The sequence below is a fragment of the Thioalkalivibrio sp. XN279 genome (assembly GCF_011089885.1).
Taxonomy (GTDB): Bacteria; Pseudomonadota; Gammaproteobacteria; order Steroidobacterales; family XN24; genus XN24.
Genome location: NZ_JAANBD010000015.1, coordinates 211,425 through 234,473, shown reverse-complemented (window position 1 = coordinate 234,473; position 23,049 = coordinate 211,425). Strand labels below are relative to the sequence as shown.

The window sequence follows — 23,049 nt, the reverse complement described above, 5'->3', positions numbered from 1 at the left end:
GCCGCCGGAGCGCTGAGTAGAGTTCAGCGCTCCGGCGGAGTGGACGAGCGATGCATTACAAGACCCTGACCCTGTTCCTCGCCGCGCTGGCGCTGCTGCTGTGCGCGTCGTCGGCGCGCGCCGAAGTGGAGTGGCTGAGTGCCGGCCCCGACGGCGAACCGCGCATTGTTGTCTGGTATTTCTATTCCGACACCTGCCCGCACTGCCAGGAAGCGAAGCCCTTCATCGCCGGCCTGGACGCCCGCGAGTGGATCGACCTGCGCGCCTTCGAGATCACCAAGAGCCGCGACAACGGCATCCTTTACCGCGACACGGCGCGTGCCATCGGCGAGCAGGCGCGCAGCGTCCCCGCCTTCATCTTCTGCGGCACCATGCACACCGGCTTCGACAACGCCGAGACCACCGGCGCCGTGCTGCTGGCCCGGCTCGAGCACTGCCGCGCCAACCCGGACGAGGCCATCGCCATGTTCTCCGGTGCGAGCGCCGGCGGCGGCGGGCCGAAGCCCGGCGAGGTCATGGGCGTGCAGGTGCCGCTGCTCGGGATGATCGACCCGTCCGACTGGGGCCTGCCGATCCTCACCGTGGTCATCGCCGGGTTGGACGCCTTCAATCCCTGCGCCTTCTTCGTGCTGCTGTTCCTGCTCAGCCTGATGGTGCATGCGCGCAGCCGCGCCCGCATGATGCTGGTCGGCGGCACCTTCGTCCTCATCTCGGGACTGATCTATTTCGTCTTCATGGCCGCCTGGCTGAACGTCTTCCTGCTGCTGGGCGAGCTCAGGCTGGTGACGGTCATCGCCGGCGTCATCGCCGTCGGCCTCGCCGCGATCAACATCAAGGACTACTTCTGGTTCCAGTCCGGCGGCCCGTCGCTGTCCATCCCGGAATCGAAGAAGCCCGGCATGTACCAGCGCATGCGCAACCTCGTCGCCGCCAAGAGCGTCTGGGCCATGCTCGCGGGCACCGCCATCCTCGCGGTGGCGGTGAACTCCTACGAGCTGCTGTGCACGGCGGGACTGCCCATGGTCTACACGCGCATCCTGACGCTGCGCGAGGCCGACACGTTCGTCTATTACATGTACCTGGTGCTGTACAACATCATCTACGTCATCCCGCTGTTGATCATCGTCCTGCTGTTCGTGATGAAGTTCGGTTCGCGCAAGCTGGGCGAGGCCGAGGGACGGCTGCTGAAGCTCATGTCGGGGATGATGATGCTGGGCCTGGGGGCGCTGATGCTGGTCGCGCCGACGGCGCTGAACAACGCCGGCATCGCCATCGTGCTGCTGCTCGGCGCGGTGGCGCTGACCTGGGTGATCCACCTCATCAGCCGGCGCGCGGGACTGATATGATCCGGGCATGAGCCCGTCCCTCTCCCGCCGTCACGCGGCGGCAACCCTGCTCGCCGCCCTGCTGCTCACCGCCTGCGCCGCCACACCCTGGTGGCAGCAGGACCTCGACGCCTGGGTCGGCGCCTCGACCTCGGCACTGCTGGATGCCTGGGGGCCGCCGCTGCGTACCGTGAGCGAGGCGGACGGCGCGACGGTGCTGGTGTACGAGCGCACCCGGAGCCTGGACCCGCGGATCGAGCAGCTTGCAGACCCGGGCGCACCGCTGGATCCCGGCCGCCCGCGACAGCCCCGCAGCCCGGCGCCACAGGGCGAGTGCACGCTGTTCTTCGAGATCAGGAATGACACGGTGGCCGCCGCGCGGCACGAGGGCCAGGCCTGCGACGTGGTGCCGCGCGATCCGACCCGCCGCCGCAGTGACCCGGCGACGGGCAGGACGCGGTGAAAGGTCCCGTCAGCGGGGCGCGGGCCCGGCCGTGAAGGGATAGCGGGCGAAAATCTCGCTGACCGCCTGGTCGAGTGCTGCGCCCGGGTCCTCGCGCGCCTCGCGCGTCACGCGTCCCACCGCGCGACCCTCCCATACCAGCTGGCGTCGCTCTGCATCGACGAGGTCTACGAACAGGGTGCCGCGCTGGTAGCGGTCGATGCGCGTCTCGTAGCTGTAGGCCGGCCAGGGGTCGTAGTAGTAGCCGGTACGCCAGCCGTACCAGGGCGGCGGGATGACCGAGGACGGGACGGTGCGCAGGTCTTCCACCTCCTCGGTGCTGACCGCGAAGTTGACCAGCAGGTCGGCGCCCGCCTCGACGCGCCGATAGCCGCGGGCTTCCATCTCACGGGTCACGGCGGACATGAGGCGCCGATCCGCGATGGTGTCGTACGAGCGCTCCACGCCGCGCTCGTCGCGGCTCATGAAAGCGAACGTGCGGTACTGGGAGAAATCAGCGGAACTGTCGTAGTCGGTGCTGATGTCCGGACCCGCTGTGGCGCAGCCGGCCAGCACCGCCAACCCGGCCGCCAGGGCCAGTCCGCGCATGCATATGCTGCTCATCGCTCGCGCCTCTGCTGCGGTATCGTCATGGTGATCCGATTATAGGCCGTCTACAGGTCGTCGAAACTCTCGAGGTCGGCCAGCTCGCGGCTCAGGCGGCGGCTCTCGGCCAGCGCCTCGAGCGTGCGCCGCGCCGCGGTGCCCGGACCGCTGCGCTGCGCCTCGCGGCGGCCGATGTCCGACAAGACCTCGATCGGCTCACCGTCCCCGGCGAACTCGAAATCGGCGTCCTGCGGGAAGTCCTTGCGTGCGTATCCACTCATCGTCGGCTTGCTCCACCTCTTGCTTGGCACCCATGTGTTCGCGCGGCAGCCGCGAGCGGTTCCGCCGCGGCCCTCAGCACCCTTAGATGGCGCGACGGACGGAAAATTCAATGCCTCGCGCCGACGGCGGCTTTGCCCTATATTCCGGGACTTCCGGCGCCGCCCCTCCCGGGCCGCGCCAGGCGCGATCCCCGGAGTCGTGGACCTTGCTGAGAGCCAGGCAAAAACTGGGCAAATACCGCATCGAGCGGCGCCTGTCGGACGGCCCGCTGGCGACCGTCTACCAGGCCTACGACACCATCCACGGCCTGCGCGTGGCCCTCAAGATCCCGCACCGCCGCATGATGGACGACTATTTCCTGGCCGATTTCCGCAAGGAAGTCCGCATGCTGGCGAAACTCGACCACCCCAACATCCTGCCGATCCAGAACGCCTGCTTCATCGACGGCTACTTCGTGATTTCCATGCCGCTGGGGGTAGAGACCCTGGGCAGCAGGCTGCAGAAACGCATCTCGACCGCCAAGGCGCTGGACTTCACGGCCCAGATCCTGGCGGGAGTGGCGCACGCGCACGAGGAGCGCATCATCCACTGCGACATCAAGCCCGACAACTTCATCCTGTTCCCGGACAACCAGCTGCGCCTGGCGGATTTCGGCTTCTCCAAGCTGGCGCGGGGCAGGATCGAGGCCTCCGGCTCCGGCACAGTGGGCTACGTGGCGCCGGAACAGGCCATGGGACGCCCGCTGCTGGCCTCCGACGTGTTCTCGGTCGGCCTGGTGCTGTACCGCATGTTCGCCGGCGTCCTGCCGCGCTGGCCCTACGACTGGCCGCCGCCCGGTGCGGCGCGGCTGCGCCAGAAGCTGCACCCCGACATGGTGGCGCTGATCCGGCGGGCCATCGAGGTCAAGCCGGGGCGCCGCTACCGCGACGGCCAGCAGATGCTGGCTGCATTCGAACGTATCCGGCGCCCGGCGGCGGCCCGGTGAGCGCATTCCCGGCCGAGGAAGGCCTGCAGCTCGCCACGGCCCAGGCCCGGACAGAAGCCCTGCTGCGTGTGACGGACGGCGCTGCAGTCGCCTGGACGGCGCCGTGCGCGGGCAAGGCAAAAAGCGAAGACGCCCTGCTGGTCCTGCCGCTGGACGCGCGCAACGCGGTGCTGGCGGTAGCGGACGGCATGGGCGGGATGCCCGGCGGCGGCGCTGCTGCGGCCTGCGCCATCGCCACGCTGGCGGCGGTCGTGGAGCAGGAGTTCGCGCAGGGCCGCGCCCTGCAGGCGGCCATACTCGACGGCATCTCCCGCGCCAACGACGCCGTGCTGGCGCTGGCCAACGGCAGCGCCACGACGCTGGTGGTGGCCGAGCTGTGCGACGGCATGGTGCGCGCCTACAACATCGGCGACTCGGAAGTCATCGTGCTCGGCCAGCGCGGCCGCCTGAAGTTGCGCACCCTGTCCCACTCGCCGGTGGGTTTCGCGCTGCAGGCCGGGCTGGTCGACCACGAAGAAGCCCTGCACCATGAAGACCGGCACCTGGTGTCGAACTTCCTCGGCAGCCGCGACATGCGCATCGAGGTCGGCTCCGCCGTGCGGCTCGCCGCACACGACACGGTGCTGGTATGCAGTGACGGGCTGGTGGACAACATGCGCCTGCAGGAAATTGCGGGGCTGATGCGCTGTGGCCGGCTGGACCGGCGCGTCGGCGCGCTGGCGGAACAGGCGCTGGCGCGCATGCGCGGCGCCGCCGAGGACGCGCCGGGCGAGCATCCCAGCAAGCCGGACGACCTCACTGTCATCGCTTTCCGGCGCCGGCCGGGCGCGGCCGTGGCCCGGCTGCTGCCCGCGCCGCGCCAGATCCCGCTGCAACAGGAGAACCCATGACGAAGTTTCTTCCCACTCTCGCCACTCTCGCCGCCCTCGCCGCCCTGATGCCCGCCGCAGCCCAGCCTGCGGCAGCGGCTGAACCCGTGCTGCTGATCCACGGCGGCGCCGGCACGCTGCGCGCGGCGGACATGAGTGCGGACGACCGTGCCGCCTACGAGGCGGCGCTGCACGCAGCCCTGGAGGCCGGCTGGCGCGTGCTGGAGAGCGGCGGCAGCGCGCTCGACGCCGTCACCGCCGCCATCGTGCCGATGGAGGACTCGCCGCTGTTCAACGCCGGGCGCGGCGCGGTATTCACCGCCGACGGGCGTAACGAGCTGGACGCGTCCATCATGGACGGGGCGACGCGGCAGGCGGGCGCCGTGGGCGCCGTGCGCTGGGTGCGCAACCCGGTGCTGCTCGCGCGCCGCGTCATGGAAGCCTCGCCGCATGTTTTCCTCGCCGGCGAGGGCGCGATCGAGTTCGCCATCGACCAGGGACTGGAGCTCAAGCCGAGCAGCTGGTTCCGCACCGAGCGGCGCTGGCAGCAGCTGCAACACGCGATCCTGCAGGGCGCACTGCCCATAGAACCGGACCAGGGCCGCTTCGGCACCGTCGGCGCCGTGGCGCTGGACGCCGGCGGGCGGCTCGCGGCCGCGACCTCCACCGGCGGCACCACGGCCAAGCGCTGGGGGCGCCTCGGCGACGTGCCCGTCATCGGCGCCGGCACCTGGGCGGATACAGGCTGCGCCGTGTCCGCCACCGGCGACGGCGAGTACTTCATCCGCGCCGCGGCGGCGCACGCCATCTGTGCCCGCATGAGCCTGGGCGGAGACACGCCCGCTGCGGCGGCCAGCGGCGTGCTGGAGGAAATCCGGGCTCTCGGCGGCCTCGGCGGCGTCATCGTGCTGGACGGTGCGGGTCGTTACAGCCTGTCCTTCAGCACGGAAGGCATGTACCGGGGCCGGGCCGACGCCGCGGGGCGCGAGGTGGCGATCTTCGCCGGCGAAGAGCCCTAGGCGTTGAGCACCAGCCAGGTGACGTAGGCGCCGTAGCCCAGCAGCAGGACGACGCCTTCGGGCCGGCCGATGCAGCGGCGCACCATGATCAGCGGCAGCAGGGCGGCGGCGAAAGCCACCATCACGCCCATGTCGACCATGGTGATGCCGCCGCGCTCCAGCGGCTGGATGGTGGCGGTGATGCCCAGGATGGCAAGGATGTTGAAGAAATTGGAGCCGACGACGTTGCCCACCGCGATGTCGGCATCGCCGCGCATGGCGGCGACGATGCTGGTGGCCAGCTCCGGCAGGCTGGTGCCCACCGCGACCACGGTCAGGGCGATGATCGCCGAGGGTACGCCGAGCGCCTCCGCCAGGCTGACGCCGCCGCGCACGAAGGCCGCGCCCCCGGCGACCAGGGCGACCAGGCCGAGAAAGATCAGCAGCAGGTCGACGCTGGCGCCGACGCGTGGCCGCACGACGCCTTCGAACTCCTGCTTGACGGCGTCCTCCTCCTGCTCCGGGTGACCGACGCGGATGTTCCAGAACAGGAAGGCCGCCAGGCCGCAGAGGAAGACGATGCCGCCGGCGCGGGTCAGCCCGCCATCGTAGAGAAACGCCGTCAGCAGGCCCGAGACCACGATCAGCCACGGCAGATCCAGCTGGATCAGGCGCATGCGCACCACCGTCGGCGTCAGCACCGCGCAGATGCCGAGAATGAGGCCGATATTGGCTATATTCGAGCCCACCACGTTGCCGATGGCGATGTCGTCCACGCCGCTCAGGGCCGCCTGCAGGCTGACCGCCAGCTCGGGCGCGCTGGTGGCGAAGGCGACGATGGTCATGCCGACCAGGAACGGGCTCATGCCGAAGCGCAACGCCAGGTTGCTGGCGCCGCGCACCAGCCACTCGCCGCCGCCATAGAGCAGCAGGAAACCCAGCGCCAGGAAACCCAGGCTCGTCGCCATCAAGGTGCCGGCGTGGCGAAATACCGCGCCAGGTAGTCCTCGAAGGATTCGTCATCGTCAGCCTCCAGCGCCTGCTGGGTCTCCAGCGAGCGGCGGGCCTCGGCCTCGAATTCGTCCAGCCGGGCAGACGACATGGGGGGCAGTGCGGCGAAGTAGTCGGCGTGCTGCTGCGACATGCGCCGGGCGAAGCCGAAAAAGGACTCGCTCTCCTGGCGCATCTCGGCCAGGATCCGGGCCGACGGCGTCAGCGCCGGGTCTTCGAGCTTGGCCGACTGCAGCTCCAGCGCGGCGCTGTAGGAGCGCGACGGGTCGCCGTGATCCAGCAGCGCGCAGATCGGCGCCAGCTGGCGGCAGATCTCGCGTCCCCAGGCCACCAGCGGCTGGTGCCGGCCCGCGATGTCCAGCGCCAGCCTGGGGTCGCGCCCGGCCACCGCCACCCGGGCGTGGTTCGCGTCCAGCTGCTCCATTTCGGCCGCCGCCAACGGCGGGCTGTCATGCAGCATGCAGAACACCAGGAAGGCCTCGAGGAAGCGCAGCTCGTTCTGGCTCACCCCGGCGGGGTCGTAGGGACTCACGTCGAGGGCGCGCACTTCGACGTACGCCACCCCGGCGCGCCGCAACGCCAGTGTCGGGCGCTCGCCGCTGCGGATGGGCTGCTTCGGGCGCACGTAGCCGTAGTACTCGTTCTCGATCTGCAGCGCGCTGGTGGAAAGCTGCCGCCATACCCCGCCGGCGGACACGCCGATCTTCTCATAGGGCGGCCAGGGGGAGCGAATGGCGTGCTCGAGCCCGTCGATGTATTCCTGCAGCGAGTTCATCGACAGGTGGATGCCGGCCTGGTTGGTGTTGCGGTAACCGAGGTCGCTCATGCGCAGCGAGGTCGCATGGGGGCCGTACCAGGTGCTGGCGTCGAACTCCGGCAGGCCGGGGTCGCGCCCACCGAGGAAAGACTTGCACACCGCCGGCGAGGCGCCGAACAGGTACATCACGATCCAGCCGTAACGCCGGAAGTTGCGCAGCAGCCCGAAGTACATGTCGTCGCGGAACGCCCGGTCCATGCCGTCACGCCCCTCGACCTCGCCCAGCACCTCCCAGAAGCGCTCCGGCAGGGAGTAGTTGAAATGGACGCCGGCGATGGTCTGCATCACCCGCCCGTAGCGGTAGCCCAGGCCGAGACGATAGATGTGCTTCATGCGCCCGACGTTCGAGGTCCCGTAGTCGGCCACCGGGATGCTGGCGTCGCCGCCGACCGCGCAGGGCATGCTGGTGGCCCAGAGCATCTCGCCCTCGGGGAGGCGCGGATACACGAACTGGTGCACGTCGCACAGGAACTGCAGCGTGGCCCAGCAGGTGTCGAGCGGCGGGGTGACGAACTCGAGCAGCGCCTCCGAGTAGTCCGTAGTGATCCACGGATGAGCCACCGCGGCGCCGAGCGCGGCCGGATGCGGGGTGGTGGCGATCCGCCCGTCCGGGGTGACACGCAGGGACTCCTTCTCCACCCCGCGACCGCCGCCGTGGAGACAATCGCCGTCGACGGCGGCGAGGCGCGACAGCCGCTCGTCGGCTAGCTGGTACATGGCAGGCAATCTCCCCGCTGGGTGGTCGCTGGTGCGCAGGATGGGCGATTATACGCGCAGGCACAGGGTTCGGCGGCAAACCGTGACCCGCTTCATGGGCCCCGGGGCGCAGTACCTGTTATCCATCCAGCGTGAAATCCCAGATCCTCATCATGGAACCGGATACGGAGGTGCGAGCCCGACTGGCCGACTATTGCGGCCGCCGCGGCTATCGCGCCGACACGGCTGCGGACGCGATCTCGTTCGCTGCTATGTGGCACCCGAAGCTGAGTTTCACGGTGTTGTCCCTGTCGGGCGACCGCACGGACGGCATCGACGGCCTGCGCTTCCTCAGCGAGCACGCCTGCGAGGCCGGCCTCATTCTTACCGGCGGCAGCCATGCCAGGGTGCTCAGCTCGGCTGCGCGCCTGGCGCGGGCGCGCGGACTCAAGCTGCTCGGGCAACTGCAGCAGCCGTACAGCGTCGCCGATTTCGGCGCCATGCTGCTGATGCCGGTGCAGACGCCGGACGAAACCACCATGGGCCTGCCGCTGCAGCTCAGCAGCGAACTGGTCAGCGACCGCCTGCACCGGGGGCGCATCCGACCCTGGTTCCAGCCCAAGATCGATCTCGAGACCCTGCAGCCTGTCGGCGTCGAGGCGCTGGCGCGCCTGGAGCACCCGGAGCGCGGCATCCTGCCGGCCGGCACCTTCATCCGCGTGGCCGAAGAATCCGGCCTGATCTTCCCCCTGACGGAAGCGCTGGTCTGCCATGCCTTCTCGGCCGCGGCGCGCTGGCGCGCAGGCGGCCTGTCGCTGCAACTGGCGGTGAACATTTCGCCCCTGCTGCTGGCGGACGAGCGCCTGCCGCAGACGCTGGTGACCTGGGCCGAGACCTTCCGGCTGAAGCCCGCGCACGTCACGCTCGAGGTCACCGAGAACTGGGACGGCAACAGCAGCGTCGACACGCTGGAGACGCTCACTCGCCTGCGCCTGCAGGGCTTCGAGCTGTCTATCGACGACTTCGGCACCGGCCGCTCCAACATGACCCAGCTCAACGACCTGCCCTACAGCGAGCTCAAGCTGGATCGCTGCTTCGTGCGCAACGCCCTGGTGGATGAAGAAGCCGCGGCCATACTGCAGTCCAACATCCGCCTCGGGCACCAGCTGCAGATGCGGGTGGTCGCCGAGGGCATCGACAACCAGCGCGCCTGGGATCTCGTCTCCGCGCTCGGCTGCAACGAGGGCCAGGGCTATTTCGTGGCACGCGCCCTCGAGGCGGAGAAGCTGCTGGACTGGGTGCGGCGCTGGAACACCACGCGCGGCGCGCACTGAAGCCGGGGATCAGTCCTCCGCCTTGCCGAGCTCCTCGTCCACCGCGTCCATGACGTGCGCGGCGTACATCAGCGACGGCCCACCGCCCATCATCACCGTCACCGAGAGGATTTCCATGATCTCCTCGCGCGTGGCGCCGAGCCGCAGGGCCGCGGGGACATGGAAGGCGATGCAGGGATCGCAGCGCGAGGCCACGGACAGCGCCACCGCGACCAGCTCCTTGGTCTTGTGGTCCAGGGCGCCGTCCTGCATGGCCTGGTGGTGGATCATGTTGAAGCCCTTGAAGGTGTCGGGCTGGCCCTGGCGCAGGGCGGCGTTGGCCTTGGTGATGCGCTTGCGGACGGCGGCGTAGGTCTCTTCGGTCATAATGGGCGCTCCTTGGAAACAAAGTGCGCATCTTACGGGCTGCGCCGGGAGCGTTCATTGACATGGGTCTCTTGGTCGAAGGCAAGTGGCGGGACGAGTGGTACGACACCGAGTCCACGGGCGGCAAGTTCGTGCGCTCGGACGCCGTGTTCCGCAACTGGGTCACGGCCGACGGGACGGCGGGGCCTACTGGCGAGGGCGGCTTCCGCGCCGAACCCGGGCGTTACCACCTGTACGTTTCCCTGGCCTGTCCCTGGGCGCATCGCACCCTGATCTTCCGCGCGCTGAAAGGGCTGCAGGACGCCGTCAGCGTCTCGGTGGTCCACCCCGACATGCTGGAGAACGGCTGGGAGTTCCGCGATTGTGCGGCCGGTGAATTCACCGCCGGCGACCCGCTGTTCGGCAGCGACTACCTGCACCAGGTGTATACGCGCGCGCGGCCCGACTACACCGGCCGCGTCACCGTGCCGGTGCTGTGGGACCGCGAGCGGGAGACCATCGTCAGCAACGAGTCGGCCGACATCATCCGCATGCTCAACAGCGCCTTCGCCGCCTGCGCCGCCTCCGACACCGACTACTACCCCGCCGGGTTGCGTGCGGAAATCGACGCCGTGAACAAGCGCGTCTACGCAGAAGTCAACAACGGGGTCTACCGTTGCGGCTTCGCCACCACCCAGGAAGCCTACGAGGAAGCTTTCGGCGCCCTCTTCGCCGCCCTGGACTGGCTGGATGAGCGCCTCGCGCGCCAGCCCTTCCTGGCCGGCGACCGCCTCACCGAGGCCGACTGGCGCCTGTTCACCACCCTGCTGCGCTTCGACCCGGTCTATGTCGGCCACTTCAAGGCCAACCTGCGCCGCATTCGCGACTACCCGCAGCTGTCCAATTACACGCGCCAGCTGTACCAGGTCCCGGGGGTGGCGGCGACGGTCAACCTCGACCACATCAAACGGCATTACTATTACAGCCACAGGATGATCAACCCGACCGGGGTGGTGCCGCTGGGACCGGAGCTCGATCTCGACGCCCCGCACGACCGCGACCCGCTGCCCGCCTGAGGCCGGCCGCTCAAGCACAGATTCCGAAGGAGCACGAAAATGAACATCAAGGGATGGTGGTCCAGCCTGCGCAACCCGGCCACGCCGCGCCGCGGGCTGGGGCGCGTGATCGGCGTCGCCGCGGCGGTGCTGCTGGTGTTCCTGCTGGTGCTGAGCTGGTACTGGTCGCGCGAACCGGACATCTTCTGGGTGGACTGGGAGAAAGACGGCCGGCCTGCGATCACCGGCTACGCCACCACCGAAACGCTGCTGCGCGTCTCGCGCACGCTGCTGGACAAGCCCGGCGGCTACCTGAGCAACGACGTCACCCTGCCCGGGCTGTGGCTGGACAACATTCCCAACTGGGAGTTCGGTGTGCTGGTGCAGGTGCGGGACCTCTCGCGCGTCATGCGCAACGATTTCAGCCGCTCGCAGACGCAGTCGGTGGAAGACCCCGCGCTCGCGGAAATGGAGCCGAATTTCAATTTCGACAGCGACAGCTGGATCCTGCCCTCGAGCGAGTCCCGCTACCGCGAGGCCATCGAGTACCTCGAGGACTACCAGGCGCGCCTGCTCGACACGTCGCAACCGGACGCCAATTTCTACGCCCGGGCCGACAACCTGCGCGAATGGCTGGCGGTGGTGGAAAAGCGGCTCGGCAACCTGTCGCAGCGCCTGTCGGCGAGCGTCGGCCAGATGCGGGTGAACACCGACCTGGCACTGGATCCCTCCGCCGCAGCCGGGCAGCCGCGCGGCGACAACATCGCGGTGAAGACACCGTGGCTGGAGATCGACGACGTGTTCTTCGAGGCGCGCGGCACCGCCTGGGCGCTGCTCCATTTCCTGCGCGCCGTGGAGTACGACTTCCAGCACGTGCTCGAGGACAAGAACGCGACCGTCAGCCTGCGCCAGGTGATCCGCGAACTGGAAGCGAGCCTGGCGCCGATGCGCAGCCCGGTGGTGCTCAACGGCGGGGGCTTCGGCATGTTCGCCAACCACTCGCTGGTGATGGCGTCCTACCTGTCGCGCGCCACCCAGGCCATCACCAACCTGCGCGAGCTGCTGGCGGGGGGCTGAGTCTCAAGCGCTGAGCCTCAGGCCGACTCCAGGTAGCCCTGGATGAAGTCGTACTCGGCGGCGAGCGTCGCCTCGGCGTCGCGCGCCGCGAACTGCTCCAGCTTGCCGCCGATCAGCGGCACGGAAGCGCGGATCGTGATCTCGACCTCGTTGACGCAGCCCTTGCCGTTGGCCGACAGCTGCATGCGGCCGCGCATGGTGGCGGGCACCCCGCGCGCCTCGATGGTGAGCTCATTGCTGTAGGCGTTCTTGCCCGCCGGCGCCCAGCGCTCGGCCTGCAGCAGCGTGTTCCATTCGCCCAGCAGGCCGCGCAGCACGGCCGGTACGTCCACCGGCACCTCGCGGCTGATCTCGATGCTGAACTCGTCGCCCTCGCGCTCGGCGGACACCACCTCGACCGCGCGGTGCCCGATGCCCTCGAACTTGGCCTGGTAGAACTCGGGATCAGTGAACACGGCCCATACTTTCGCCAGGGGGTGGTCGTACTCGTGCCGGGCGCGGACGGTGAGGCTCATACGGGGCTCCGGGAAGATCGTGCAGCCAGGCCAGATTAACGGCCGGAGGAGTCACCCTCAACCGGCACCAGCAATTGGCGCTCGCCCTGGACCCGCAGCACGGCCAGCCTGACCCGGCCCGTGTGCTCCAGGTAAGCGTCCAGCAGCCGCGGCTCGAGGGCATCGAGGAAAGGCAGGGAAGACTGGAAGCGGAGCTCGCCCGCCCCGGCCTGGAACTGGCCGACATTCAGGTTGGCGTTCAGCTCCAGCGCCAGCGCCTCGAGCGCGGCCGGATCGGCTCCCGGCACGGCCGGCCAGCTGCGCCAGACGATGATCCGGTCGAGACCCGTGGCGTCCAGCAGCGGTTCCAGCTCCAGCCGTTCCGGACCGCGCGCTGCGACCACCACCCGGTCCTCGGCCAGCGCCACCGTCCAGCCGCGCCCCAGCAGGTAGCCGGCCAGCAGGCTGGCGGCGCGGGCCTCGTGCGGCGCGGGCATCGCGAGGCCCTGCGGCGCAGGGGTGGCGGCGCAGGCAGCGAGGCCGAGACAGGAGACCAGCAGCAGGACGCGCACTAACGGCATGCTGTTACTTTATCGGCCCCGCCGCCGGCTGCCTATACTTGCGGGCAAGCCAGCAACGGAGTTAGAGGAGGACACCATGTCTGTATGTCTCGTCACGGGCGCCAACCGCGGTATCGGTCTCGCGCTGTGCAAGCGTCTCGCCGCGCGCGGCGACCAGGTCATTGCCGCATGCCGCAAGCCTTCGGCGGCCCTCGAGGCGCTCGGCGTGCGCATCATCGCGGGTGTCGACGTGGGCGATGCCGAGTCGATCCGGGGACTGGCACGCGAGCTCGAGGGCCAGCCGCTCGACTGGGTGATCAACAACGCCGGGGTGCTCAGGCGCGACACGCTCGGCGGCCTGCAGGACGAGGCGCTCGAGGACGTCTACCTGCAGTTCCGGGTCAATTCCGTCGGGCCCCTGCTGGTGACCCAGGCCTTGCTGGGCAACCTGCAGTCAGGCTCGCGCGTCGGCATCGTCACCAGCCGCATGGGCTCGATGGGCGACAACGACTCCGGCGGCTACTACGGTTACCGCATGAGCAAGGCGGCCGTGAACGCCGCCGGCCGCTCGCTGGCCATGGACCTGAAAGAGCGCGGCATCGCCGTGGCGCTGCTGCATCCGGGCTACGTGCGCACGGAGATGGTGGGCGGCGGCGGCGACGTGGAGCCGGAAGAAGCGGCCGCCGGGCTGATCGCGCGCATGGACGAACTCAGCCTCGCCAACACCGGCAGCTTCTGGCACGCGAAGGGCCAGGAACTCCCCTGGTAATTGCGCGGTACCGCCCATGCCAACAACCCCGCCAGCGCCGGTTCTCGTGGCCCACCGCGGCCACGCGGCCGAGCGGCCCGAGAACACGCTGCCCGCGCTGCAGGACGCCGTCGATGCCGGCGCGCGCTGGGTCGAGGTGGACGTGCAATTGTGCGCCGGCGGCGTGCCCGTCCTGCTGCATGACGCCGACCTGCAGCGCGTGGCCGGGCGCGCGGAGGCGATATTCGACCTGGACGCCGCGACACTCGACGAAATCCCGGTCGGCGAGCCGGACCGATTCGGCGCGCAATTCCCCGATGTCCGCATCCCGCGCCTGGCCGAGTTCGCCGCGTGGCTGAGCGGCCATCCCGGCGTGCACGCCTTCGTCGAGCTGAAAATCGAAAGCCTGGAGCGATTCGGCAGGAAACAGGTGCTGGCCGCCAGCCTGGAGGCACTGGCCCCTGCGGCGGGGCGATGGCGGCTGATTTCCGACGACTACGAGGTGCTCGCCCTCGCCCATGCGAGCGGACTGCGCGAACTGGGCTGGGTAGTGCGCGGCTTCGACGCGGAGATCGCCGCCCGCGCACAGGGCATCGAGGCCGCATGGCTGTTCTGCCGTCACCAGCGCCTGCCGCCGGGCCCCCTGCCCGTGGGCCCGTGGGCGTGGGTGCTGTACGAGATCGAGGACGCACCCACCGCCCGGACGCTCATGGCCCGCGGCGCGCGCTGGCTCGAGACCATGCGCTACCGCGCGCTGGCCGCCGCCCTGGCGCACGAAGCCGTATAATCCGCCGCCCACATGACTACCACACGCAATCCCGACGGCAGCGAGACCGTCACGGACGGCCCGGAGCGCGAGCGCAGCCGCAGCCTGCGGCCGTTGCGCGAACTCGCGCCTTTCCTGCGCCCCTACCGCGGCATGCTGCTGGCGGCCCTGGCCGCGCTGCTGCTGGCCGCCGGGGCGACCCTCAGCCTGCCGGTCGCCGTGCGCTTCATGATCGACCAGGGCTTTTCGGCCGAGAGCGCCGCACAGGTGGACCAGTATTTCCTCGCCCTGTTCGGCATCGCCAGCCTGCTCGCGGTGTCGACCTCGCTGCGCTACTACTGCGTCAGCTGGCTGGGCGAGCGCGTCGTCGCCGACGTGCGCGAGGCCGTGTTCAGCCACATCCTGCGGCTGAGCCAGTCCTTCTACGAGACCACGCGCACCGGCGAGGTGCTGTCCCGCCTCACCACCGACACCACCATCCTGCAGACGGTGGTCGGCTCCAGCGCCTCCATCGCGCTGCGCAACATGCTGCTGCTGGCCGGCGGCCTGGTGATGCTGGGGATCACCAGCCCGAAGCTCACGGGACTCATCGTGGTGCTGGTGCCGGTGATGCTGCTGCCGCTGATCCTGTTCGGCCGCAAGGTACGCACGCTGTCACGCCGCAACCAGGACCGCATCGCGGACTCCAGCGCACTGGCCGAGGAGATCCTCACCGCCATGCGCATCGTGCAGGCTTACGTGCGCGAGGCCTGGGAAGCGGCGCGCTTCAGTGCATCGGTGGAGGCGTCCTTCGTCGCTGCGCTGGCGCGCACCCGGGCGCGGGCCCTGCTCACCGCGGTAGTCATCCTGTTCGTGTTCGGCAGCATCGTGCTGGTGCTGTGGTTCGGCGCCAAGGCGGTGCTGGCCGGCAACATGACCGGCGGACAACTCGGCCAGTTCGTGCTCTACGCCGTGCTGGTGGCCGGCTCCTTCGCCGCGCTGGCCGAGGTCTGGGGCGAGGTGCAGCGCGCCGCCGGCGCCATGGAACGCATCATGGAGCTGCTCGAGACCACGCCCGAGATTCGTGACCCCGTCGCGCCCCAGGCCGCCGCGCAGCCGGCCCGCGGCGAAGTGCGCGTGGCCGGCGTGAGCTTCTGCTATCCGGCGCGGCCCGAACGCAACGCGCTCGACGACGTGTCTTTTGCTGTCCCGGCGGGCAAGACCGTGGCCCTCGTCGGCCCCTCCGGCGCCGGCAAGACCACGGTGTTCCAGCTGTTGCTGCGGTTCTACGAGCCCCAGTCCGGCCGCATCACCCTCGACGGCGTGGACATCAGCAGGCTCAGCCTGGCGGACCTGCGCGGTGCGCTCGCGATGGTGCCGCAGGAGACGGTGATCTTCTCCACCAGCGCGCGCGAAAACATCCGCTACGGCCGCCCCGAGGCCAGCAACGACGAAGTCGAGGCGGCAGCGCGTGCCGCGCTGGCGCATGAATTCATCTGCGACATGCCGCAGGGCTACGACACCTACCTCGGGGAGCGCGGCGTGCGGCTGTCCGGCGGCCAGCGCCAGCGCATCGCCATCGCCCGCGCCATCCTGAAGAACCCGCCGCTGCTGCTGCTCGACGAGGCCACCAGTGCGCTCGACGCCGAGAGCGAGCGCCAGGTGCAGGCCGCACTCGACCGCCTCATGGCCGAGCGCACCACCATCGTCATCGCCCACCGCCTCGCCACGGTCCTCAAGGCCGACCAGATCGTGGTGCTCGAGCAAGGCAAGCTCGTGGCGACCGGCACCCATGAAGAACTGGTCCAGCAAGGCGGCCTCTACGCCCGCCTGGCGCGGCTGCAGTTCACCGAGGGCGCCGACGCGGCCTGACCGCGTGCTTCCGGGCCGTGTTGGCTGTAAGACCTGGCCGCGGCAGGGCATGACAGGGTCCTGTGAGCGGCATAAGACTTCCAAGCGAGCTGGACCCTGTCATGCCCTGCCGCTGCGACGGTTACAGCGGACAGGCCCGGACGCACTTCGACCAGGTCGCTGCCGGATACGGGATGGTTCGGTAACTGGCCCGGGACAATCGCGACCACGTCTGGCTCGGGTCGCCGTCCTCGCTCACCGGGATTGGCGCGGCTTGCCGCCGCAACCACGGGGTCAGCCCGCTGACATCGCCATCCGGTGCAACCTTGCGCCAGGAGCGTCGGGGGCATCTCCACAGCAGCGGCCGGGGTATTGCATGGTCCTTCGAGCGGCATAAGACTTCCAAGCGAGAAGGACCATGCAATGCCACGGCCGCGGGCAGGTCAGTGTCGGGGCAGCCGCCGGAGAAAGGCGATCCCGCCCAGCGCCAACAGCAGGCCTCCCGGGCCGAGCGCCTCCACCGGCGCGCCGGCCTGCAGGTAGGCGAACGTGAAGCTGCCCGCCACCAGCCCGAGCAGGATGGCGCCGGCCGGGAAGGTCGCCCGCTGCAACAGCAGCAACGCCCCGGCCAGCTCGGCAATGGAGACGGCCCAGACCGCCCAGGCCGGCCAGCCCAGCACCGCGAAATGCAGCACGTAGAACTCCGCTTGCGCCAGGCGCAGCGCGGCGCGCGCGGCGAAGATCGAGGCCAGCATGATGATCGCCAGCGGCAGCGGAGCGATGCGGATCATGCGCCTGCGGCCGCCGCGCCGAACCATTCGCGCATCAGGCCGTCGATCCAGCTGTGCCCGAAGGCGGACGGCAGGAAGCCGCAGTGTCCGCCGCGGGTGGTGGCAATGATTTGCAACGGCTCGGGCCGTGCCAAGCGCGGCAGGTCGCGTGCCGGGATCACCGGGTCATCGTGCGCCGCGACCAGCAGGGTCGGCGCCGTGATGCCGGCGAGGGCGTCGCCGGTGACAGCATAACCCGCGAGGTAGCTCGCCAGGTCTGGGTACTCGCTGTAGTCGCACACGAAATCGTCGGTCATGTCGCGCAGGCCACGGAAACGCTTCAGGTCGCCGAAGTCGTAGCGCTGTGGAAACAGTTTCGCTTTGATGCGCAGGGAGCGACGCCACTTCATCATGAAGTAACGTTCATACACACGCGGCCCACGCTCCATGGCGTCGAGCGTGCTGGCAGGATCGAGCACCGGGCACACGACCATGACCCGGTCCAGCGGAATGCCGGCGGCCTGTGCGCGCGCAGCGACACGCAGCGCGAAGTTGCCGCCGAGCGAGAAGCCGCCGAGGCAGAACGGCCGCTGCGGAAACAGCTCGGCGAGGCGGGCGACGCCGCCCACGACCTCGCGGATGCGGTTGGAGTGGAACAGGTCTTCGTTGAGGTGATGGCTCGGGCCATGATCGCGCAGGTGCAGGCGCACCACGTCCCAACCTGCGGCGTACATGCTCATGGACGCAGACAACAGGTAGGAGGAGTCGCCCGCGCCCTCCCAGCCGTGGATCAGGATCGCGATGCCGCGTGCGCCGGCGCCGGGTTGCGGCGCATGCCAGGCATGCAGGCGCACGCCCTCCCCGCAATCCAGCAGCAGGTTACGGCTCGCGGCCAGCACGGGTGCAGCGCGCCGGCGCAGCAGCACGCGGCGCAGGGGCGAGCTGACCAGGATGGACTGGACGTGGGGATTGGCGATCAGCCCGGTCGGCGCGAAATCCCGCGTCGCCTCAGTCGTCACCCTGGCCCTCGACCTGGATCGGCGTGGAACCGGGCAACTGCTCGACGAAATCCTTGCCGACGAGTTGCGCGGGCGTCAGGTGGCCGACCACCCGGCGCATCTCCAGGACGCGCTCCGCGATGCCCAGAGAAGCGTGCACGGTGACGTCGTAGCCGTTGGCCACGCGGACGCGCCCGCTGACCACCCGGCCCTGGCCGTCCGTCACCTCGCCCCAGACGGAAGTCGGGGTGCGGGCGCGCTTGTCGGCGTCAGGCCCGCGCACGCTGCGGTCGACTTTGCCCTTGAGCCAAGCCTGCACGAAGCCCAGGCCGAGCAGCGGCCGGATCCAGTTCAACCGCCGCAGCCGCGCGACCAGCTTCGGCGGTGCCGGCAGGTAGACCTCGATGTCCGGTATGCCGGTGGAATACCAGGCCGTGGCGATGTCGCCCCAGGGAATGGTCATGGCGAGCTTCTCGCCGTCGCCGAAATCGATGCGGCGCGTGCGCCACGCCAGCGGCACCGGCACGAGCTTGCCTTCGCGCCGGATGCGGCCGCCCTGGGCCAGGCCCTCGACCGAAGTCCGCGCCGTGCCGGGGCTCATGCCGCCGCGGGAATCGAAGCCCAGCGCGAGGCGTCGCGCGCCGGGCAGGGCCTCCTTGAGGGTGGCGGCGAGACAGTCCGTGGGGACCACGTCGAAGCCCACGCCCGGACACAGCAACACGCCGGCCTGGCGGGCGCGCTCATGCAGCTGGTGCGCCAGCTCGAAGACGGCGATCTCGCCGGTGATGTCGAGGTAATGCACGCCGTTGCGGATGCAGCCGTCCATCATGGGCCGCGCGGTGGCGGAGAACGGACCGGCACAATGGATGACCAGGGCCATGCCCGCGAGCCCGCGATCCACCGCGCCCGGCGCCTCGAGCGCGAAACAGCGGTGCTCGAGCCCCAGCTCGCCGGCCAGGGCCGCGACTTTCTCTTCGTTGCGCCCGGCCAGCAGCGGCGCGTGCCCGCGCCGCACCGCCTCGCGCGCGATCAGCTCGCCGGTGTATCCGTTGGCGCCGTAGATCATCCATGGCTTGTTCATGTGCGCTTGCTCTTTGCCTGGGCCTCGAGGAATTTCGCCGCGCCCTTGCGCACGGCAGTGAAGAACAGGTCCGGCGCGTAGCGCTTCAGCAGCAGTATGCGCCGCGCTTCGGCATGCGGGACCAGCATGAACTCCTTCTTGCGCACGCCGCGGCGGATGAAGCGTGCCACGTCGTCCGCGCTGATGGGCGATTTCTCCATCAGCTTCAGCGCGTACTGCCGGGACGCCTCGCTGCCGCTGAATTCCTCCAGCAGGTTGGTGCGGAAAAAGGAGGGGCAGGCGACGCTGACGCCGATGCGGTGGGCGGACAGCTCGACGCGCATGGACTCGGAAAGGGAGATGACCGCCGCCTTGGAAGCATTGTAGGCCGCCATGCCGGGCGCCGAGACGAAGCCCGCCGCCGAGGCGATATTGACCACATGCCCGGAGCCGGCGCGGATCATGGTCGGCAGGAAGGCGCGGCTGGTGGTGACCACGCCGAAGAAGTTCACCTCCATGATGCGGCGCCAGTCTTCGGCGGGCGTGTCCGCCACCGTGCCCGATCCCGCGATGCCGGCGTTGTTCACCAGCACGTCGAGGCCGTGCCAGCCGCGCCCGATAGCGGTGGCGGCATGGCCTACCGCGTCCGGGTCGGTGACGTCGCAGGCCAGCGCCAGCGACTTCCCGCCCGCCGCCTCGACCTCGGAAGCCACGCTCTCGGCGGCGGCGCGATTGCGATCCAGCACGGCGACGCGCCAGCCTGCCCGCGCGTACTCCAGCGCCAGCGCGCGCCCGAGGCCGCTGCCGCCTCCGGTGATGACGATTCTTTCTCTTTTCATGACCTGCGGCTCGTGTCGCTGCCCGGCAAATGGCACATAATGCACGAGACCGCGCGCATTGTTGACCTTGCGCACTGACCTGAACATCGGGCTTGGGGCTTTCCCGCCCGCCGGAGCGAAGCAGACTGTCCCGATCCATGGCGGTTATCCACCTGATTCGACACGGCCAGGCGTCCTTTGGGAAAAAGGACTACGACCAGCTCTCCGCGCTGGGTCGCCGCCAGGCCAATGCGCTCGGCAGCCACCTGCAGCGCAGCCGCACGCCGCTGGACGCGCTGCTCAGCGGCTCGATGCGCCGGCAGCGCGACACCGGCACCGCCATCCTCGAGGTGCTGGGCAAGCGCGCGCCGCCCGACGCCGTGCACGAGGCGTTCAACGAATACGACCACGTCGCCGTGATCCGCGCCTACCTGCCGCTGTTCATGGAGCGCGTGGGCGAGCCGCGCGGTATCACGCGCGCGGACGTGGTGTCGGATCCCAAGCTGTTCGAGTTCGCCTTCCGCTTCATGCTCAAGGCGTGGATGGACAACCTGCCGCACGAGCAGGAGGGGCTGGGAGACTGGCGCGACTTCTGCCGCGGCGTGGGACAGGGCCTCAGCGACGCGCTGGCCGCGCACGGCCCCAAGGCGCACATCGGCATCGTGACCTCGGGCGGCGCCATCGCCGCCGCGCTGCGCGCCGTGCTGGGGCTGTCCAACAAGCGCACCCTGTCGATGAACTGGAGCATTTACAATGCTTCCGTCACGCAGCTTTACTACGGTCGCTCGCAGCGCCACGAGGATGCGCTGCTGCTCGGCTTCAACAACGTCGCCCACCTCGAACTCGCGGGCGGCCGCGAACTCGTCACCTTCAGGTAGTCGCCATGGACTTCAGCATCTCCCAGGAACTCTCCGCCCGTCTCGAGGCCGTGCGTGCATTCGTCATCGAGCGCGTGCAGCCGCTCGAGTCGCTGCTGCTCGAGGGGCAGTGGGAAGCGCTGGATGCAGCCGTGGCGGAATGCCGCGCGGAGGTCAAGGCCCGCGGCTGGTGGGCCCCCAACCTGTCCCCGCACGAGGGCGGCAGCGGCGAGGGCCTGGTGGTGCTCGGCCTGTTGTCGGAGATGCTCGGGCGTAGCCCGCTGGGCCACCTCGTCTTCGGCTGCCAGGCGCCGGACGCGGGCAACGCCGAACTGCTGGTGGCGCACGGCACGCCGGCGCAGCGCGAGCGCTTCCTCGTGCCGCTCGCCGCGGGCGAGGTGCGCAGCTGTTTCCTCATGACCGAGCCGGAGTTCGCCGGCTCCAATCCCACCGAGATGGGCACCACGGCGGTGCGCGACGGCGACGAGTTCGTCATCAACGGCCACAAGTGGTTCGCTACTGCAGCCGACGGGGCTGCGTTCGGTATCTGCATGGCCGTGACCGACCCGGAGGCCGACAAGTACCGGCGCGCCAGCATGATCCTGGTGGAAATGGAGCGGCCCGGCGTGCAGCTGGTGCGCAACATCCCGGTGATGGGCCATCCCGGCCGCGGCTTCTTCAGCCACGGCCAGGTGCGCCTGGAAAACGTGCGTGTGCCGGCGACGAACCTGCTGGGCGAAGCCGGCGCCGGCTTCGCCATGGCGCAGGAGCGGCTCGGGCCCGGGCGCATCCACCACTGCATGCGCTGGCTCGGGATCTGTCGCCGCGCGCTGGACGAGATGCTGCGCCACACCCTCAAGCGCGAGATCAAGCCGGGGCTGCCGCTGGCCAAGATGGGCGCAGTGCAGGACTGGGTTGCCGAGTCGGCTGCCGAGATCGAGGCGGCGCGCGCGCTGGTGCTCATGACGGCCTGGACCATCGAACAGGAAGGTTTCCGCGCCGCGCGCGAGCGGGTCTCCATGATCAAGTACTACACCGCCAACGTGATGCAGCGGGTGGTGGATCGCGCCCTGCAGGCGCACGGCGGGCTCGGCGTCACCGACGACCGCATCCTCGCTTTCTTCTATCGCGAGGAGCGCGCCGCGCGCATCTACGACGGCCCGGACGAGGTCCACCGCATGGCGGTGGCGCGCCGCCTGTTCAAGGCCGCGGCGGAACGATGAGCGAGACGGCGCTGCCGGAAGAGGCGCGCCCGCAGCGCGCGGGCGAGGCACTCGATCCCGCGGTGGTGGCCGGCTTCCTGGCGCGCGCCCTGCCCGGCTTCGACAGCGCGGTGGAGATCAGCCAGTTCCCGGGCGGCGCCTCCAACCTGACCTACCTCGTGCGCGCCGGCAGCCGCGAGTGGGTGCTGCGGCGCCCGCCCTTCGGCACCAAGGCGCGCAGCGCCCACGACATGGGCCGGGAGTACCGCATCCTGTCGCGCATCAGCGGCGCCTTCCCCTATGCGCCGCGCACGCTGCTGTTCTGCGCCGACCGCGAGGTACTGGGCGAGGAGTTCTACCTCATGGAACGGCTCAAGGGCCGCATCCTGCGGCGCGACCTGCCGGCAGACATGTCGCTGTCCCCCACACAGGCCACGGCACTTTGCCGCAACCTGGTCGACGTGCAGGCCGAGCTGCACGAGGTGGACTACGCCGCCGCCGGACTGGGCGAGATGGGCCATCCGGAGGGCTACGTGGCGCGCCAGGTGAGCGGCTGGTCGCAGCGCTACCGCGCGGCGCGTACCGACGACGTGCCCGACAACGAGACGCTGATGCACTGGCTGGAGGCGAACCAGCCGGCGGAGTCCGGGCGCGCGGCGCTGATCCACAACGATTACAAGTTCGACAACGTGGTGCTGCGCCCCGGGCCGGACGGCTGGCGCATCGTGGGCGTGCTGGACTGGGAGATGGCCACCCTCGGCGACCCCTTCATGGACCTCGGCGCTTCGCTGGCCTACTGGGTGCAGGCGGATGACCCGGAACCCCTGCAGCAGATCCGCATGCTGCCCACCCACCTGCCCGGCATGATGCGCCGCGCCGAGCTGGTGGACTATTACTGCGAGCGCACCGGTCTCGCGCCGGCGCGCTTCGATTTCTACTATGTATACGGCCTGTTCCGCCTCGCCGTGATCGTGCAGCAGATCTACTACCGCTTCGTGCTGGGCCAGACGAAAAATCCGCGCTTTGCCCCCTTCGGGCAGTTCTGCACGGTGCTTTCGCGCAGCGCCGAGGCCGTCGCGGCAGGCAAGACACGGTTTTAAGGAG

The 23,049-nt window shown here is 69.7% G+C and carries 25 protein-coding genes; 14 read left to right on the top strand and 11 right to left on the bottom strand.

What is annotated here, in order from left to right; genetic code table 11:
- Positions 1–50: 50 nt before the first annotated feature.
- A complete protein-coding gene (locus G8346_RS02690; RefSeq protein WP_166047949.1) occupies positions 51–1,346 on the top strand; it encodes a thioredoxin family protein in 1,296 nt (431 codons plus the stop codon).
- 7 nt (positions 1,347–1,353) lie between these two features.
- The gene (locus tag G8346_RS02685) at positions 1,354–1,788 is read left to right on the top strand and encodes a hypothetical protein (protein ID WP_166047947.1); all 435 of its coding nucleotides are present in this window, start codon (positions 1,354–1,356) and stop codon (positions 1,786–1,788) included.
- A 9-nt stretch (positions 1,789–1,797) separates the two neighbouring features.
- Here the strand turns inward: G8346_RS02685 and G8346_RS02680 are convergent, their stop codons facing one another.
- Together G8346_RS02680 and G8346_RS02675 are read right to left on the bottom strand one after the other, a co-directional pair.
- On the bottom strand, positions 1,798–2,391 hold the full coding sequence (locus G8346_RS02680) for a DUF4136 domain-containing protein (RefSeq protein ID WP_166047945.1): 594 nt from the start codon (positions 2,389–2,391) through the stop codon (positions 1,798–1,800).
- A gap of 50 nt (positions 2,392–2,441) precedes the next feature.
- Positions 2,442–2,654, bottom strand: a complete 213-nt coding sequence (locus tag G8346_RS02675) for a PA3496 family putative envelope integrity protein (RefSeq protein WP_166047943.1) — start codon at positions 2,652–2,654, stop codon at positions 2,442–2,444.
- 206 nt (positions 2,655–2,860) lie between these two features.
- Here G8346_RS02675 and G8346_RS02670 point away from each other — a divergent pair, with 206 nt between their 5' ends.
- From G8346_RS02670 to G8346_RS02660, 3 genes are read left to right on the top strand one after another with little or no spacing between them, the layout of a single operon-like run.
- Positions 2,861–3,640, top strand: coding sequence for a serine/threonine-protein kinase (locus G8346_RS02670; RefSeq protein ID WP_206202544.1), 780 nt, complete (start codon positions 2,861–2,863; stop codon positions 3,638–3,640).
- Positions 3,637–4,530: a protein phosphatase 2C domain-containing protein gene (locus G8346_RS02665; protein ID WP_166047938.1), complete on the top strand. Its 894-nt coding sequence runs from the start codon at positions 3,637–3,639 to the stop codon at positions 4,528–4,530. Before G8346_RS02670 ends, G8346_RS02665 begins: the two co-directional genes overlap by 4 nt.
- Positions 4,527–5,528: an isoaspartyl peptidase/L-asparaginase family protein gene (locus tag G8346_RS02660; protein WP_166047936.1), complete on the top strand. Its 1,002-nt coding sequence runs from the start codon at positions 4,527–4,529 to the stop codon at positions 5,526–5,528. The genes G8346_RS02665 and G8346_RS02660 overlap by 4 nt, the downstream gene beginning before the upstream one ends.
- Here G8346_RS02660 and G8346_RS02655 read toward each other — a convergent pair.
- Both G8346_RS02655 and gshA read right to left on the bottom strand, forming a co-directional pair.
- Positions 5,525–6,475, bottom strand: a complete 951-nt coding sequence (locus tag G8346_RS02655; RefSeq protein ID WP_166047934.1) for a calcium/sodium antiporter — start codon at positions 6,473–6,475, stop codon at positions 5,525–5,527. The genes G8346_RS02660 and G8346_RS02655 overlap by 4 nt on opposite strands.
- Positions 6,475–8,052: a glutamate--cysteine ligase gene (gene gshA, locus G8346_RS02650; RefSeq protein WP_166047932.1), complete on the bottom strand. Its 1,578-nt coding sequence runs from the start codon at positions 8,050–8,052 to the stop codon at positions 6,475–6,477. The genes G8346_RS02655 and gshA overlap by 1 nt, the downstream gene beginning before the upstream one ends.
- Before the next feature lie 152 nt (positions 8,053–8,204).
- Here gshA and G8346_RS02645 point away from each other — a divergent pair, with 152 nt between their 5' ends.
- On the top strand, positions 8,205–9,365 hold the full coding sequence (locus G8346_RS02645; RefSeq protein WP_166047930.1) for an EAL domain-containing protein: 1,161 nt from the start codon (positions 8,205–8,207) through the stop codon (positions 9,363–9,365).
- Positions 9,366–9,374: 9 nt separating this feature from the next.
- On the opposite strand, the gene G8346_RS02640 is transcribed toward G8346_RS02645, so the two are convergent.
- Complete coding sequence (locus G8346_RS02640; protein ID WP_166047928.1) at positions 9,375–9,731, bottom strand: carboxymuconolactone decarboxylase family protein; 357 nt, start codon at positions 9,729–9,731, stop codon at positions 9,375–9,377.
- A 62-nt stretch (positions 9,732–9,793) separates the two neighbouring features.
- On the opposite strand from G8346_RS02640, the gene G8346_RS02635 reads away from it, so the two are divergent.
- Both G8346_RS02635 and G8346_RS02630 read left to right on the top strand, forming a co-directional pair.
- The gene (locus G8346_RS02635) at positions 9,794–10,786 is read left to right on the top strand and encodes a glutathione S-transferase family protein (RefSeq protein ID WP_166047926.1); all 993 of its coding nucleotides are present in this window, start codon (positions 9,794–9,796) and stop codon (positions 10,784–10,786) included.
- A 39-nt stretch (positions 10,787–10,825) separates the two neighbouring features.
- Positions 10,826–11,842 carry a DUF2333 family protein gene (locus G8346_RS02630; protein WP_166047924.1) on the top strand — a complete coding sequence of 339 codons (1,017 nt, stop codon included), beginning with the start codon at positions 10,826–10,828 and terminating at the stop codon, positions 11,840–11,842.
- 17 nt (positions 11,843–11,859) lie between these two features.
- Here the strand turns inward: G8346_RS02630 and G8346_RS02625 are convergent, their stop codons facing one another.
- Positions 11,860–12,357 carry a DUF2505 domain-containing protein gene (locus G8346_RS02625; protein ID WP_166047922.1) on the bottom strand — a complete coding sequence of 166 codons (498 nt, stop codon included), beginning with the start codon at positions 12,355–12,357 and terminating at the stop codon, positions 11,860–11,862.
- 35 nt (positions 12,358–12,392) lie between these two features.
- A complete protein-coding gene (locus tag G8346_RS02620; protein ID WP_166047921.1) occupies positions 12,393–12,917 on the bottom strand; it encodes a hypothetical protein in 525 nt (174 codons plus the stop codon).
- 76 nt (positions 12,918–12,993) lie between these two features.
- On the opposite strand from G8346_RS02620, the gene G8346_RS02615 reads away from it, so the two are divergent.
- From G8346_RS02615 to G8346_RS02605, 3 genes are read left to right on the top strand one after another with little or no spacing between them, the layout of a single operon-like run.
- On the top strand, positions 12,994–13,665 hold the full coding sequence (locus tag G8346_RS02615) for an SDR family oxidoreductase (RefSeq protein ID WP_166047919.1): 672 nt from the start codon (positions 12,994–12,996) through the stop codon (positions 13,663–13,665).
- A gap of 16 nt (positions 13,666–13,681) precedes the next feature.
- A complete protein-coding gene (locus tag G8346_RS02610; protein ID WP_166047917.1) occupies positions 13,682–14,431 on the top strand; it encodes a glycerophosphodiester phosphodiesterase family protein in 750 nt (249 codons plus the stop codon).
- A gap of 12 nt (positions 14,432–14,443) precedes the next feature.
- Positions 14,444–16,261: an ABC transporter transmembrane domain-containing protein gene (locus G8346_RS02605; RefSeq protein WP_166047915.1), complete on the top strand. Its 1,818-nt coding sequence runs from the start codon at positions 14,444–14,446 to the stop codon at positions 16,259–16,261.
- A 422-nt stretch (positions 16,262–16,683) separates the two neighbouring features.
- On the opposite strand, the gene G8346_RS02600 is transcribed toward G8346_RS02605, so the two are convergent.
- From G8346_RS02600 to G8346_RS02585, 4 genes are read right to left on the bottom strand one after another with little or no spacing between them, the layout of a single operon-like run.
- A complete protein-coding gene (locus G8346_RS02600) occupies positions 16,684–17,031 on the bottom strand; it encodes a hypothetical protein (protein ID WP_166047913.1) in 348 nt (115 codons plus the stop codon).
- Positions 17,028–18,029, bottom strand: a complete 1,002-nt coding sequence (locus tag G8346_RS02595; protein ID WP_166047911.1) for an alpha/beta fold hydrolase — start codon at positions 18,027–18,029, stop codon at positions 17,028–17,030. Before G8346_RS02595 ends, G8346_RS02600 begins: the two co-directional genes overlap by 4 nt.
- Positions 18,019–19,089 carry a trans-acting enoyl reductase family protein gene (locus tag G8346_RS02590; RefSeq protein ID WP_166047909.1) on the bottom strand — a complete coding sequence of 357 codons (1,071 nt, stop codon included), beginning with the start codon at positions 19,087–19,089 and terminating at the stop codon, positions 18,019–18,021. The genes G8346_RS02595 and G8346_RS02590 overlap by 11 nt, the downstream gene beginning before the upstream one ends.
- Positions 19,086–19,907 carry an SDR family oxidoreductase gene (locus tag G8346_RS02585; RefSeq protein ID WP_166047907.1) on the bottom strand — a complete coding sequence of 274 codons (822 nt, stop codon included), beginning with the start codon at positions 19,905–19,907 and terminating at the stop codon, positions 19,086–19,088. Before G8346_RS02585 ends, G8346_RS02590 begins: the two co-directional genes overlap by 4 nt.
- Before the next feature lie 137 nt (positions 19,908–20,044).
- Between G8346_RS02585 and G8346_RS02580 the strand changes: the two genes are divergently transcribed.
- The 3 genes from G8346_RS02580 to G8346_RS02570 are packed head-to-tail and all read left to right on the top strand — an operon-like array spanning position 20,045 to position 23,045.
- Positions 20,045–20,764: a histidine phosphatase family protein gene (locus tag G8346_RS02580; RefSeq protein ID WP_166047905.1), complete on the top strand. Its 720-nt coding sequence runs from the start codon at positions 20,045–20,047 to the stop codon at positions 20,762–20,764.
- Positions 20,765–20,769: 5 nt separating this feature from the next.
- Positions 20,770–21,966 carry an acyl-CoA dehydrogenase family protein gene (locus tag G8346_RS02575; protein ID WP_166047903.1) on the top strand — a complete coding sequence of 399 codons (1,197 nt, stop codon included), beginning with the start codon at positions 20,770–20,772 and terminating at the stop codon, positions 21,964–21,966.
- The gene (locus G8346_RS02570) at positions 21,963–23,045 is read left to right on the top strand and encodes a phosphotransferase family protein (protein WP_166047901.1); all 1,083 of its coding nucleotides are present in this window, start codon (positions 21,963–21,965) and stop codon (positions 23,043–23,045) included. Before G8346_RS02575 ends, G8346_RS02570 begins: the two co-directional genes overlap by 4 nt.
- The last annotated feature ends 4 nt before the right edge of the window (positions 23,046–23,049 follow it).

Coding starts and splice junctions, on each gene's coding strand:
- G8346_RS02575 (WP_166047903.1), top strand. CDS start 20,770: ATGGACTTCAGCATCTCCCAGGAACTCTCCGCCCGTCTCGAGGCCGTG.
- G8346_RS02585 (WP_166047907.1), bottom strand. CDS start 19,907: ATGAAAAGAGAAAGAATCGTCATCACCGGAGGCGGCAGCGGCCTCGGG.
- G8346_RS02660 (WP_166047936.1), top strand. CDS start 4,527: ATGACGAAGTTTCTTCCCACTCTCGCCACTCTCGCCGCCCTCGCCGCC.
- G8346_RS02685 (WP_166047947.1), top strand. CDS start 1,354: ATGAGCCCGTCCCTCTCCCGCCGTCACGCGGCGGCAACCCTGCTCGCC.
- G8346_RS02625 (WP_166047922.1), bottom strand. CDS start 12,357: ATGAGCCTCACCGTCCGCGCCCGGCACGAGTACGACCACCCCCTGGCG.
- G8346_RS02630 (WP_166047924.1), top strand. CDS start 10,826: ATGAACATCAAGGGATGGTGGTCCAGCCTGCGCAACCCGGCCACGCCG.
- G8346_RS02655 (WP_166047934.1), bottom strand. CDS start 6,475: ATGGCGACGAGCCTGGGTTTCCTGGCGCTGGGTTTCCTGCTGCTCTAT.
- G8346_RS02610 (WP_166047917.1), top strand. CDS start 13,682: ATGCCAACAACCCCGCCAGCGCCGGTTCTCGTGGCCCACCGCGGCCAC.
- G8346_RS02615 (WP_166047919.1), top strand. CDS start 12,994: ATGTCTGTATGTCTCGTCACGGGCGCCAACCGCGGTATCGGTCTCGCG.
- G8346_RS02580 (WP_166047905.1), top strand. CDS start 20,045: ATGGCGGTTATCCACCTGATTCGACACGGCCAGGCGTCCTTTGGGAAA.
- G8346_RS02680 (WP_166047945.1), bottom strand. CDS start 2,391: ATGAGCAGCATATGCATGCGCGGACTGGCCCTGGCGGCCGGGTTGGCG.
- G8346_RS02600 (WP_166047913.1), bottom strand. CDS start 17,031: ATGATCCGCATCGCTCCGCTGCCGCTGGCGATCATCATGCTGGCCTCG.
- G8346_RS02570 (WP_166047901.1), top strand. CDS start 21,963: ATGAGCGAGACGGCGCTGCCGGAAGAGGCGCGCCCGCAGCGCGCGGGC.
- G8346_RS02645 (WP_166047930.1), top strand. CDS start 8,205: ATGGAACCGGATACGGAGGTGCGAGCCCGACTGGCCGACTATTGCGGC.
- G8346_RS02590 (WP_166047909.1), bottom strand. CDS start 19,089: ATGAACAAGCCATGGATGATCTACGGCGCCAACGGATACACCGGCGAG.
- G8346_RS02675 (WP_166047943.1), bottom strand. CDS start 2,654: ATGAGTGGATACGCACGCAAGGACTTCCCGCAGGACGCCGATTTCGAG.
- G8346_RS02620 (WP_166047921.1), bottom strand. CDS start 12,917: ATGCCGTTAGTGCGCGTCCTGCTGCTGGTCTCCTGTCTCGGCCTCGCT.
- G8346_RS02690 (WP_166047949.1), top strand. CDS start 51: ATGCATTACAAGACCCTGACCCTGTTCCTCGCCGCGCTGGCGCTGCTG.
- G8346_RS02635 (WP_166047926.1), top strand. CDS start 9,794: ATGGGTCTCTTGGTCGAAGGCAAGTGGCGGGACGAGTGGTACGACACC.
- G8346_RS02640 (WP_166047928.1), bottom strand. CDS start 9,731: ATGACCGAAGAGACCTACGCCGCCGTCCGCAAGCGCATCACCAAGGCC.
- gshA (WP_166047932.1), bottom strand. CDS start 8,052: ATGTACCAGCTAGCCGACGAGCGGCTGTCGCGCCTCGCCGCCGTCGAC.
- G8346_RS02605 (WP_166047915.1), top strand. CDS start 14,444: ATGACTACCACACGCAATCCCGACGGCAGCGAGACCGTCACGGACGGC.